At 35.1% G+C, this 13,255-nt stretch carries 10 protein-coding genes; 4 read left to right on the top strand and 6 right to left on the bottom strand.

Annotated features, from left to right (window positions below):
* Positions 1-130 precede the first annotated feature (130 nt).
* Positions 131-2,386, top strand: coding sequence for a nitric-oxide reductase large subunit (locus BUA71_RS11165; protein WP_072879756.1), 2,256 nt, complete (start codon positions 131-133; stop codon positions 2,384-2,386).
* Between the two features lie 73 nt (positions 2,387-2,459).
* Here BUA71_RS11165 and BUA71_RS11160 read toward each other — a convergent pair whose 3' ends face one another.
* The gene (locus BUA71_RS11160) at positions 2,460-3,794 is read right to left on the bottom strand and encodes a clostripain-related cysteine peptidase (protein ID WP_072879755.1); all 1,335 of its coding nucleotides are present in this window, start codon (positions 3,792-3,794) and stop codon (positions 2,460-2,462) included.
* 742 nt (positions 3,795-4,536) lie between these two features.
* On the opposite strand from BUA71_RS11160, the gene BUA71_RS11155 reads away from it, so the two are divergent.
* Positions 4,537-4,746: a hypothetical protein gene (locus BUA71_RS11155; protein WP_072879753.1), complete on the top strand. Its 210-nt coding sequence runs from the start codon at positions 4,537-4,539 to the stop codon at positions 4,744-4,746.
* Positions 4,747-5,009: 263 nt separating this feature from the next.
* Positions 5,010-5,963, top strand: a complete 954-nt coding sequence (locus BUA71_RS11150) for an aldo/keto reductase (RefSeq protein WP_072879751.1) — start codon at positions 5,010-5,012, stop codon at positions 5,961-5,963.
* Positions 5,964-6,118: 155 nt separating this feature from the next.
* On the opposite strand, the gene hisS is transcribed toward BUA71_RS11150, so the two are convergent.
* Entirely contained in the window at positions 6,119-7,489 is a 1,371-nt protein-coding gene (hisS, locus tag BUA71_RS11145; RefSeq protein ID WP_072879749.1) for a histidine--tRNA ligase, read from the bottom strand.
* A 143-nt stretch (positions 7,490-7,632) separates the two neighbouring features.
* Between hisS and BUA71_RS11140 the strand changes: the two genes are divergently transcribed.
* Complete coding sequence (locus BUA71_RS11140) at positions 7,633-8,880, top strand: ABC transporter permease (RefSeq protein ID WP_072879747.1); 1,248 nt, start codon at positions 7,633-7,635, stop codon at positions 8,878-8,880.
* A gap of 248 nt (positions 8,881-9,128) precedes the next feature.
* Here BUA71_RS11140 and BUA71_RS11135 read toward each other — a convergent pair whose 3' ends face one another.
* The 4 genes from BUA71_RS11135 to BUA71_RS11120 form a co-directional block, all read right to left on the bottom strand.
* Positions 9,129-9,896 carry a hypothetical protein gene (locus tag BUA71_RS11135; RefSeq protein WP_072879832.1) on the bottom strand — a complete coding sequence of 256 codons (768 nt, stop codon included), beginning with the start codon at positions 9,894-9,896 and terminating at the stop codon, positions 9,129-9,131.
* Between the two features lie 352 nt (positions 9,897-10,248).
* Entirely contained in the window at positions 10,249-11,361 is a 1,113-nt protein-coding gene (locus BUA71_RS11130) for a sensor histidine kinase (protein WP_072879745.1), read from the bottom strand.
* 11 nt (positions 11,362-11,372) lie between these two features.
* Positions 11,373-12,137, bottom strand: a complete 765-nt coding sequence (locus tag BUA71_RS11125) for a LytR/AlgR family response regulator transcription factor (protein WP_072879743.1) — start codon at positions 12,135-12,137, stop codon at positions 11,373-11,375.
* A 485-nt stretch (positions 12,138-12,622) separates the two neighbouring features.
* Positions 12,623-13,177, bottom strand: coding sequence for a hypothetical protein (locus tag BUA71_RS11120; RefSeq protein WP_072879741.1), 555 nt, complete (start codon positions 13,175-13,177; stop codon positions 12,623-12,625).
* Between the last annotated feature and the right edge of the window lie 78 nt (positions 13,178-13,255).

The raw sequence follows: 13,255 nt of genomic DNA, 5'->3' as shown, positions 1-13,255 counted from the left end.
TTTCAAGAAACAGATTAAAACCCAAAAGAACTTTTGAGCTGGCTGTAATCTTAACAATTTTATCCTTAAGAAAATAGTAGTATCAATACCTCTCTAACCGCGATCATTAAATATCATATAAATTTTAGGTATGTCTAAAGAAAGAAAACTCTGGATAAGTTTTATAGTCATGGTAACGGTCTCGTTTGCCATTTTAGGTTATTATGGATTCGAAATCTATCAAAAAGCTCCACCTATGCCCAAACAAATTGTAACCACAGAAGGAGAAGTGGTTTTTGAGGGTCAGGATTTAAAAGACGGACAAAATGTTTGGCAAAGTATGGGTGGCCAGGAAGTTGGTTCTATTTGGGGTCACGGAGCTTATACAGCGCCAGATTGGACTGCAGATTGGCTACACCGGGAGGCGCTTTTTATTTTAAACGAATGGGCCAAAGCAGAAGAAAACGCCAATTATGAAGAATTGAGCAGTGAAAAGCAGGCAGGTTTGGAGCGCAGGCTTCAGGAAGAATTACGTGAGAACACTTACAATGAAGCAGATGGAACAATAACCATTTCCCCAATGCGAGCCAAAGCTGTTGCGCATTTAAGCGATTATTACAAAGGTTTGTTTATGGATAATCCCGAGCTCTCTGAGTTAAGGAACAATTATGCCATTCCAAAAAACTCCATAAAAGACGAGAAGAGGATGCAGCAAATGAATGGTTTCTTCTTTTGGGCATCCTGGGCTGCAGTAACAGAAAGGCCGGGGTCTGATGTTACTTACACCCACAACTGGCCACCAGATGAACTTATTGGGAATAAAGCTACCGGGGATCTACTGCTATGGACAGGCTTTAGTATTATTCTTTTGCTTTTTGGTATAGGAATGATGGTTTTCTATTACGCGAAAATGAAAAAGGAAGAAGAACCGGAAAAACCTGTAGAAGATCCCTTACTTCGACAGGCTATCACGCCTTCCATGCTTGCAGTTAAAAAATACTTTTGGATCGTTAGTTTGCTTATTTTAATTCAGGTGACTTTTGGGGTAATTACGGCACATTATGGTGTAGAAGGCCACGGATTTTACGGTTTTAACCTGGCCGAAATTTTACCCTATTCTATTTCAAGAACCTGGCACGTACAATTGGGAATATTATGGATAGCCACAGCCTGGTTGGGTACAGGGCTTTATATTGCTCCTGCAGTTTCTGGTAGCGATCCAAAATTTCAAAAATTTGGAGTTAATTTCTTATTTACCTGTCTGCTAATTATCGTATTTGGTTCTATGATTGGCCAATGGTTTGGAATTATGCAAAAGTTAGGACTTGCCGAGAATTTCTGGTTTGGTCACCAGGGGTATGAATATGTAGATTTAGGCAGGTTCTGGCAAATATTCTTGCTCGTTGGTTTATTTGTGTGGTTAGCCTTAATGGTGCGACCTTTAATTCCGGTAATAAGAAGCAAAACGCCCGAGAGGAACCTGTTGATCATGTTTTTGGTTTCTTCTGCTGCGATCGCTTTATTTTATGCTGCCGGTTTAATGTGGGGACGACAAACAAACCTTGCTATCGCCGAGTATTGGAGATGGTGGGTAGTTCACCTTTGGGTAGAAGGCTTTTTTGAAGTATTTGCTACCGTAGTTTCTTCATTCCTATTTGTAAGATTAGGTTTACTACGAACTAAAACGGCTACGCTTAGTGTGCTTTTGGCTACTATCATTTTTCTTTCCGGAGGAATCCTGGGAACCTTTCACCACCTGTATTTTAGTGGCACCCCTACCGCGGTAATGGCTATTGGTGCTACATTTAGTGCGCTGGAAGTGGTGCCACTGGTACTTATTGGATATGAAGTTTACGAAAATTATGAAATTAGTAAAGCTACCAAATGGCTTAAAGATTACAAATGGCCAATATACTGTCTAATTTCTGTAGCTTTTTGGAACTTTTTAGGTGCCGGGATCTTTGGATTCATCATTAATCCTCCCATCGCATTGTATTATATGCAGGGCTTAAACACCACGGCTGTTCACGCTCACACCGCTTTGTTTGGGGTTTATGGAATGCTGGGAATTGGTTTAATGCTTTTTGTACTGCGTAGTCTTTACCGGGTTAAAGTTTGGAATAATAAATTACTAAGTTTTAGCTTTTGGTCTATTAATATTGGTTTATTGCTTATGGTTTTACTAAGCGTGCTGCCCATAGGACTTCTACAAACTATAGCCAGTGTTAATGAAGGGATGTGGTACGCCCGTTCTGCTGAATTTATGCAGCAGCCGGGAATGGACACCCTAAGATGGTTGCGTACTATTGGTGATACTATTTTCGCCGTTGGCCTGGTCGCCTTTGTATGGTTTGCATTTACCATTCATAAAAGCGAAGAAATTCCGCAGGACAAAAAAATTTCTTAAGATTTCTTCGGAAAGTTATTTTTAAGCCTCGTGATTAATCCTATAAAACGGTTTCTTCACGAGGCTATTGCTTTTATTCAATAATCGTATCCCAACCTACTGCATTATACCATTCATAAGTTTTGTAATAATCTTGATAATAATAGTATGAGTCTAAGACAGATTCGCCTGAACTCCTACTCCATTGAAATGCCTGAGCAAAATTTTTATTATTCGGAATATAAATTGAAACCCCGGTAGCACCGGCCATAGAAACTTTGCCACCAAATCCGCCATTACTGTAAGATGAAAACGTAGATGGAGTGGTGAGAAACAGCGGAACACTTTCGGCATAAGCTTGTTTCCAATCTTTAAAGACCGCACTGTTGGCATCTGCTAAAGAAGCCACAAAGCTTTCCATATCATAGTAAAAGTTATAATAGTTACTATCATAACTTAATATATTTTCAGTTTTAATTAAAGTATTACTGGAAGCATTCTGAATTACATTCTTAGTGGCACGCGCCAGTTCTTCTAAGGCCGCACTTTTAATAACTGAAATCGCTATACCATATTCGTATTTATTGTTACTGCGCGAACCTTTGGTTGAAACATTATTATTATTTCCTTTTTGCGTGGTGTTTTGATTACTCCCAACATCATAATTTTGTGCATATTCCTCATAATATGCGCGGGCAATTTGTTCAGCTTTATTTGATTTAGAAAAATAGGCAGGCACCATACTTACATAATTGGCGCCAAAGGCGGGAACTTCTACCGGGGATGAGATCAAATAATCGGTAATATTTCGCAGTTCGTAGGCTACCTCAACTCCTTGCATATCACAGGCATCAAACAGCAAATAATCAAATTTTGGTAGGATTTCAAGCGCCTTTTTTAAATCTTTAATATCCATACGGGTGCCTTTAGTGTAAATATTATTATTAGAATCTTCGCCAAAGGATCGCACCGCTATATCATTGTTTTCCTGCTCGGTACCGGGCAACCAACCATCACCGTGAGACCAGAGGGTAAGTCCATAACTATCTGCTTTAAATTCACTCAACGCCCGATTCATAATTTTAGACATAATCCCAATATTCAATGAATTTTGCTCTGGGTATTCTTCTATTATTTCGGCCACAACTTCATCGTTCTGTATTTTCATATTTAATAAGCGTGGCGCGTCTTTATCATCTATATAAACCAGTAGCTTATTATTTTTAGGATCTTTTACTTCAGCATAACCTGTAATTATTTCTTCAATATCATTTGCGGCAAAAGAGTACAAATTATTGTCTGCTACAATATAAATTAAACTGGTATGTGAGGATACATCTTCAGGAATAGACTCGTTGTCTTTTTCACAGGAAAAATTCATCAGTATCAAAAAGCTAAAGAAGAGCAAACTGAAAATTCGTTGTTTCATAATCTAGTATTTTATAAGATTTAATCAGTTTATTTTTAAGTTAATCTGGAAAATAAGATCTATTTAAGATGCAATTAAACTATCAAAATAAAAATAATAAATAAGCTCGCCAGGTAGGTTAATTAGAGCAGCGTTTGTAATTGGGGAAGAATGATAATTGAAATTAAAATTTCTTAAAGTTATAAGAATTATCCAAATATAGGCAAAATAAAATAATGAATGCGAATTACACCAATTAAATCGTGTAGGGATGCACTCAAACTCATTCAACTTCCGTCTTATTTTTCCTGCCTGCCGGTAGCTTATAGAACAAAAAAGCAACTTCGTTTCCTGTACGATTTTAAAAAAATAAGCTGGTATTTTACCTTTTAAAAACAATAATTTCAAAACCAACCTAAAATAGATTGGTAACAAGTTTAGTTCTATCGAGTAAAAGTTTAATGATTCCGCTATCCCAATAGCTCATCACGTGGTAAAAGACAAGATGGGAAATTTGCTTAAGAATAATATCGTGAATTACACTTTCCTGATTAAAAAAAGTACAGAAAATTGCAGCAAAAAGAATTCGGAAAAACTTTAACAATTATTTAGCTTTCCTGAAAAGCTTAGGTATTACTTCGGATAATCAAGTACCAGGCTTGTCATACTGGCGCTTTTCACAGGTTATTAGCTCCTGATAAGCTAGCATAATTTGTAAATTGATTTTTAAGTTATATATTGACCAAAAAGAATAGAATATACTATGGGAAGGCCTACAACAAAACCGAAAGATTTAAGAGACGGATATTACATTGAAGTTCGCAGTAAAAATCAAAAAGGCGGAGTTAAAATCCGAAGAGATACTAAAGAACAACTAGAACTAGCTATTGAAGAGTATAAAGCAAATAAAGAAGTAATAGTTTTAGGAAAATCTGAAAATGGTAAAATGAAAGAAATTCCGGGGCTCAAATAACCAATCCCGGTTTTTCTTTTTTTTACAACACTACTTCTACAGCGATTCATGCGACTATTCTTCTTTTTCACCTAATCGGTATGCCTGTGAAACTTCATTTTGCTTATAATTAACTGTTAGTAAAAACGCATTTTTCTTATAAAAAAATGCAACATCAGCTTTTCGGCTACTAAAAGCTCTCCTTAAGGTTAAACCTTTCTAAAATAGAAGCATTAATTCTTTTTTCTTCAACTTGTTGCTTAATTTTAGAAAAAAGACAAGCAATGAATACTATCGATTTAGGAAAATCTGGACTAAAATCTGCTCCAATTGTTTTTGGAGGAAATGTATTTGGATGGACCTTAAATGAAAAAGAATCTTTTAAAATGCTAGATGAGCTCTTAGAGCTTGGATTCACTACCATAGATACCGCCGATGTTTATTCCCGCTGGGCTAATGGAGTTCCTCACGGAACTTCAGAACGCATCATAGGAAAATGGATGAAAGAGCGAAAAGTAAGGGATCAAATTACTTTAATAACCAAAGGTGGTTCCAGCTTACACGCCAAAGGCCCAAAAGATAATTCTAAAGATTATCTCACCGGTGCGGTTAAAGATTCCCTGGCCAGATTGCAAACCGATTATATCGATTTATATTTAACACACTATGATGATGAAGAAACCCCGGTTGAAGAGGCGTTAGCCGCGTACAAAGCCTTTATAGACCGCAAGGAAATTAAGCATATTGGCGCTTCAAATTTTTCTGCGGAAAGATTACAAAAAGCTTTAGATACTGCTGAAGAAAAAAATCTTCCTGCCTATGAGGTGTTTCAACCAGAGTACAACCTAATGGTACGTGATAAATTTGAAGGTGAAATCCTGAAACTATGTGAGGAGAATAATATGGGGGTTATCAATTACTTCTCGTTAGCCAGTGGTTTTCTTACCGGAAAATACAGGACAGAAGCAGATTTTGAAGGGCAATCCCGAAAAATGTTTGTTGAACAGTATTTAAATGACCGTGGAAAGGAAGTATTAAAGGGTCTGGATGAGGTTTCAGAAAAACATAATATTTCTCAAGCAGGGGTGGCTTTAGCCTGGTTGATACAAAGACCGGGGATAAGTGCTCCAATTGCCAGCGCTACAAAATCCTCTCATCTAAAGTCTTTCAAGGAAGCTGTAGAAACCTCACTTTCTCAAGAAGATATGGAGGTTTTAAATAAGGCAAGTGAAAAATAGTCACAATATAAAAATCCGTCATTCAATATTTCAAAAATATTGCGTGACGGATTTTATTCAATAATCGGGTTTTATCCAGATATTATTGGGAGCTCCTATGCTTGTCCCGAAGTAGTATATATAGAGTACCAGGTATTCTCAATACTCAGATAAAACTAGCTCAGAGTTTTAACCATTGCTGCAAAATCTACTTTTTGCTGTTCGCCAGATTTCATATTTTTCAAAGTAAATTTCTCCTGTTCCATCTCTTCCCCACCTGCTAAGATCACATACGGAATTTCCCGCTTATTAGCATAGTTCATTTGTTTTTTCATTTTGCTACTATCGGGAAACAATTCAGCAGTTATATTTTCCTTTCTCAATTTTTGCACTGCTTTTAGAGCGTAAAGTGCTTCTTTATCACCAAAATTAATAAATAAGGCTTTGGTGTTTTGTGTAACTGCTTTTGGAAAAAGGTTTAACTCTTCTAATACCAGGTAAATTCTATCTAAGCCAAAAGAGATTCCCACCCCACTCATATTTTTTAATCCGAAAATACCGGTAAGGTCGTCATATCTTCCACCCCCACCTATGGAGCCCATTTTTACATTTTCCGGAGCAGAAATTTCAAAAATTGCACCCGTGTAATAGTTAAGTCCGCGGGCCAAAGTTACATCCAAATCTAGTTTAGCTGAGTTTAAAGGCATTTCCTGAATAGCCTGCTCTATAAATTCTAACTCTTTAATGCCTTCTTTCCCCGTTTCTGAAGTTTTAAGAATGGCTTTAATCCCATTAATTTTTTCAGCAAAACTGCCCTGAAGTTTAAAAATAGGCTGGATCTTTTCTATAGCACTTTCAGCAATACCTTTCTGCATCATTTCTTTTACAACGCCTTCCTCCCCTATTTTGTCTAATTTATCCAGGGCCACTGTGAAATCGATTAACTTGTCCTTCTCACCAATAACTTCAGCAAAACCAGAGAGTACTTTGCGATTATTGATTTTAATGGTCACTCCTTCCAGCTTTAGGGCAGAAAAAACAGCATCATACAGCTGTACAAATTCTACTTCCTGCCAAAGACTCTTGCTTCCTACCACATCTGCATCACATTGAAAAAACTCTCTAAAACGTCCTTTTTGGGGTCTATCGGCTCTCCATACCGGCTGAATTTGATAACGCTTAAACGGAAAATCAATCTCATTTTGATGCTGAACCACATAACGGGCAAAGGGCACGGTAAGGTCATATCGCAGAGCTTTTTCGCTAATAGAAGCTGTTATTTTTAAACTGTCTTTAACCTCGTAAGCTTTGGAATCTGCTTTTTTTAGAAAATCACCAGAATTAAGTATTTTAAAGATTAAACGATCGCCTTCTTCCCCATACTTGCCCATTAAAGTATCTGAATTCTCAAAACTTGGAGTTTCGATAGGTTGAAATCCAAACTTTTTGAATTCGGCTTTAATAGTTTCAAAAATATAATTGCGTTTTGCTACTTCTGCCGGATTAAAATCCCGGGTTCCCTTTGGAATAGAAGGTTTCTGTGCCATAAAATATAAATATAGGTAGGGTATTCTTAACTGTTTCTGGCTGCAAATATCTTAAATTTTACCTGAACCCAAACAAATTTCAATTTTTAAGTAACATTATAACAGGTTTGAAGTCTAATAGATGCGTACTGAAAAAACTTTCTATGTTTGGATTGCTAAGGGAAAATATTAGCATTGCTTTTAATTCTATTAAAAGTCAGTTGCTTAGAACCATTTTAACGGTGTTGATTATTGCTATTGGCATTACAGCTTTAGTAGGGATTCTAAGTGCTGTTAGTGCTTTAGAAAACACTATAAGCAGCGACTTTGCTTCTATGGGGGCAAATACTTTTAATATACAGCGTTATGATTTTAGTTCGCAACGACGTGGTGGCGGGGAAATTGAAAAAATCAACCCAATAATCAGTTACCGTGAGGTAAAAAAGTTTGAAGACAATTATGCATATCCGCAGGCAAAAACTGCAGTATCTTTTACAGGAACTTCAGGAGCTGAGGTTAAATTTAGAAATGAAAAAACAGATCCTGAAGTACGCGTTCTTGGGGTAAACGAGAATTTTTTAGAGAACTCTGGCTCTAAAGTAGAAATCGGTCGGGAATTTAATGTTTTCGATATTCAAAACAATAATAATGTTGTGGTTCTGGGTTCAGATTTTGCCAAAGAAGAGGGCTTGTTTCAAAATACCAATCCGCTGGATAAAATCATAAGTATTCGTGGCGCAAAATTTAAAGTTATTGGAATTTTGGAATCTAAGGGATCCACTTTTGGAAATAACCAGGATTTACGAGTGCTTATGCCTATTCAATTGGCCAGGTCTATTTTTACCCAACCCAAAATAAATTATAATTTAAGTGTTAAGGTAGATGATAAAGCCTTATTGGAAGGTGCCCAGGATGAAGCTATTTTGACCTTTAGAAATATTAGAAAATTAAACCCAATTGAAGAAAACAACTTCGGATTGGAACGCAGTGATGATCTTATAAATAGAATTTTTTCAATTACCAGTTATCTTAATTATGCGGCCTGGATCATTTCTATCATTACCATATTTGGTTCTTCTATTGCGCTAATGAATATTATGCTGGTAAGTGTTACCGAGCGAACCCGGGAAATTGGTGTGCGTAAAGCTTTGGGCGCAAAACGAAAAACCATAGCTACCCAGTTTTTTATGGAAACATTAATTATTGGACAAATTGGCGGAATTGTTGGAATTATTTTTGGGGTTTTGATTGGTCTTGGAGTTTCGGCAGCAGCCGACTTCAATTTCACCACCCCGTGGATCGCAATTATTTGGGCTACTGCCATCACTATTATTGTCGCTATACTCGCCGGAAGTTATCCAGCTGCCAAAGCAGCAAAACAAGACCCCATTGAGTCACTAAGATACGAGTAGAAATCAGTTATCAATTTTGTGTTATCCGTTCAGTCGGTTCGATTAGTCGATGTTGAATAATTAATACAGTAAACTGTTTGGTATTTATTATTTTGTTTACTGAATACTGCAACTGCCTACTTTTTATAAATTATCGCAAGGAAGAAGGACGTGGCAATCTCTTGCGGTTTATTGATAATCTGATACTTTGAACCTGGATTTTTCTTTATTTTGCTCACTGCCTACTGGGACTGCCTACTGGTTCAAGCTTATTTTACAATAATATTGGTTTTATCCAGTCCTGTGTTTCCGGTTACGGGATCGTAAGCATAAACAGCAATTTCATAAAGTCCTTTATCTAGTGTGGCTTCCAGTTTAAAAGTACTGGATTTATCGGTTGGTTTTAATGGTATTTCTTGAGTGGTACCGTTTTCGGCAGTAATTAGCGCTTTTATTTCATATTGATTGGCATCCCAAATACCGTCTTCGGTTACCGGGCAACCGCACATCATCACTACGTTAGCCTTAATATTGATCTTGTTTGAAGCTGCAATGGCTTCGTGCGTTTGGGGGGAAAGAATATCTATCACAAACCCTGGGACTTCTAAAACCAAACCATCACCGGTTATATCTTTGCCTGGAATGATCCATAACTGGGTAGATGAAACTACCCTGGCTTGCTTCTTATTTATCGGAGCGATAGCTTCAACGGTCACAAAGGTTGGTTTTTTGATATCCAGGGTCGCATTATAACCTGCGGCATTCTCATCGCTCATTTTCTCATACCTTTCACGGGCTTTCTTCACGATGAGATTGGTATTGCCGGTACTTCCGCTGGTTACACCTTCATCCAGGATTTCTCCGGTTTCGGCATTACGAACAATAATTTTTGCACCGCCAATAGAACTTCCTATAAACTTGGCATCTTTAGCCAGGGCTCTTATCATAACATTGGTGTCCTGGGCGATAAGGCTTCCGCAGAAAAATAAAAATATACTACACAAGCTTAATATTGAGGTTCTAGAAATGAAATTCATAGTATTGTAGATTTTTATATTACAATTATCTTTTAAAGATACATAGCCACTCTGGATCAAAAAAATCGCAAAAGATTTTAATACCAATTTAACCATATAGTCACGCATTCAAGCTCGTTCATACTTCTCCTAATTTCCTTGCTCTTATTCTCCATAAGCTATACTTCGACTAAATCTTAGTACAGAGGCGCTATACAAACCTATTGTAGTGTCATAAAGCAGAAAGGTAACTTTAATTTCTATGCGATTTACAAAATCAAATTGTTGTAATAGGAATTTTTACGAAAAAAAGAGTATTTTAAAGTAATTTTCTAAACTTGAAGTTTATTTAAATTTATTAGTAAAATAGAAATTAATGAGTTTGAGAAATTGGTATTTTTATAATGGTTTCAACACCTTTTTCTTTCCTATTTCTAATAATGATTTTCGCTTTTTCGCCATACAGAGTAAAAAGTCGATCTCGGATATTTTTTAGTCCTACCCCTTTTTCAAAAATGTTTAATTTTTCCTGGGGTAGATGTTTGCCATCATTTGCCACTTTTAAAATAAGAAATTTGTTTTTTTTTAAAATGGAGATATTAATGACTAAGGTAGTATGCCTATAAGAATAGCCGTGTTTCACAGAGTTTTCTATAAGGGGTTGCAAAATTAGAGCTGGCACCAAACGATCTAATAACTTGCTATCTATGTGTTTTTTTAGTTTTAGATGGTCTGAAAATCTAAGATTTAAAATATTAAGATAGTAGTCTAACATCCTTATTTCTTTACTTAAACTTACTTTATAGTTTTCACCGCTGTAAAGAATTTCACGTAATAAGTCACTAAGATCTGCAATGGTATTCTGGGCTTTTTTTGTGTCAATATCTACGAGCGCAGAGATAGAATTAAGTGTATTGAATAAAAAATGTGGTTGTAATTGCGAAGAAAGCATTTTCATTCGTGTATTTGAAAGCTGGCTTTCCAACTGACTTCTTTGTATTTCTGCTTCCTTTACCTGTTTTAAATAATAGTAGGTATAGATAATAAAAATCATCGCAAAATAAATAAGAAAATTTAATTCTATTACATACATCATCCTGTCGATACTGGCTTTAAAACTATATTCTGAAAACTTCATTCGGCCAAAAAGGATTCCCTGTACATCAAATACAAAACGTATTACAAAACCAATAAGGATAGAGAATAAAGTATGAAGTAAAAAAATCTTATACCAGGAATAACGTTTATTGAGCAATCGTTTTGTACTTACTGCAATAAGGCTCATGTAAATCACTACTATGAACCAATCGTAAATTAAGTTGTGGAAAATAATATCACTCCACGGTGTGAGTACTTCCTTGCTCGCATAGGCTCTTATATAAGCCAGCTTCAGAAAATAAACCAAATTAAAAAGCGTATAAAAACCTGCTAATAATAGGATAAGTTTTACATCTATGTACTTTTTTTTAAAAGCTAAAAATTTCATTAGCGTGATTTTTAAATACCCAGTTTATCGAATAAATCTTTCTTGTTTGGTTTACTAATGCGTAAAAGTTTATCATCTATCATCCTCACATCTACTTCTGCATATTCTGAATGTACAATCTCTTTAATAAAATTTAGGTTTATAATGGCAGAACGATGAACTCTAACAAAGGAATAATCCTTTAGTAAATATTCGAGATTTGTTAACGACTCCCGAAGTACGTATTTTTTTTCAGCTGTAAAAATTTCTGCATAATACCCAGATGCGCAGATGTAAAGAATTCCCTCAACTTCCAGTAAAATGGTTTTGTTACCCTGTCTAATTGGTAATTTTAAAATTTGTCTTGATTTTTGATAGTCAGCGTTATAAACCTGAAAAAGATTTTTTAGTCTTTTTTCAAAATGGTGCTGAGCTTCTGTATGAGAAAGGGCTAATACTTTTTTAATGGTTTTATAAAAACGTTCGTCTCTAAATGGTTTTAAGAGAAAATCAATAGCATCTACGTCAAACGCTTTTATAGCATAATTATCATAAGCGGTTACAAAAACTACAATAGGTTTAGAATTGGTTTTAATTTGTTGTAATACCTCAAAACCATTCATATCTTTCATACTTATATCTAAAAAAACTAATTCGGGTTCCAAACTATTAATTTGTTTAATAGCTGTTTTACCGTTGGCGCACTCGTCCAACACCTCCACTTCATGAACAGTAGTAAGAAGGTTTAAGATTCTTTTTCTAGCTAAAGCTTCATCGTCTATAACAATTGCCCTCATTCGTAATACCCTAAGGTTAATTAAAAATATATACCACTTCTTAATGAGCCAATCATTTTTAAGGCAGTATTGATTGGTTTATCAAATAGGAATTTTTGTAATGATAATTTTTTAAAAAATGCTTATTGCAGGTTAAGTCCTTACTTTGATAATTATCAACAAAATAGCTCCTGTTAAATTAAAACTTTTCGATCTATCTTGATGGTTTTTATTGAAAAAATTAAGCTTTATAATTTACAATAGTAATTTGCAATACATTAATTTCTGATTTGTAGTCCATCTTTTTTGATGTAAATGATCTAAAATTTGCTTTAAACGATATTTAGAGAAGCATCATTATGATCTTTAGTGACTTATCTGTCTTAATTGCAAAAAAAATCATCATTACTTAAGAGTTTTGATGATTTTTACTTCAATAAAATCGGTGACTTGGTGTAAATTTTATCATTTACCATTCTCTGTTTAAAATTCTTTACATTTTAATTTTAGATTTTAGCCAGGCTACCTGTATTAAGTTCTCTAGGATCGATTTTTAAACTTTTTGTTTTTCCATCTTTTTCCACCTTAATTCGATAGCGTTCCTTATTTAAAATATTTCCTTTTCCATAGGCTACATATACATTCTTAATCATATTCCAACCTTTGGTTTTCTTGTAAAGCTCAAGTCGCACAGCATAAGGTAAAGCTACATTCTTAAACCGTTGGCTTGTTCCTGTAAGCTTGCCATTTTTAGAATAAGAAGCATTAAGAAAGCCATTTTCGGCATTGAAAATAACGTCGAAAGAATCGTATTTCTTATGATTTACAGAAGAAATGAAGTCTTGGATATTAAAATATTTCTGCATAAATTTAATTGGATTCTTCGCAAATTCTACGTTATAGTTCCTATCTACGGTGTAGGCATATCTGTGTGGTTCTTTAGTTTCTACCAAACTAATAGGTGATAGGGTGACTTCTACCGGCTCTAGTTTTTTAATCTCCTGTGAAAAACAGGTTAGCCCTGAACATAAGATTAATACTGTAATAGCTAATGTTTTCATAATATAAATTTTAGAATTAATAAATAGTTTAAATACAAGCTTGTAATTTTTATTAATCTAAAATTAGAAAAAAGCTAT

Origin of the sequence: Salegentibacter echinorum, assembly GCF_900129445.1 — a bacterium.
GTDB classification, from domain to species: domain Bacteria; phylum Bacteroidota; class Bacteroidia; order Flavobacteriales; family Flavobacteriaceae; genus Salegentibacter; species Salegentibacter echinorum.
Note: the sequence above shows the minus strand (reverse complement) of the source record. Positions and strands in the feature narration are given on the sequence as shown.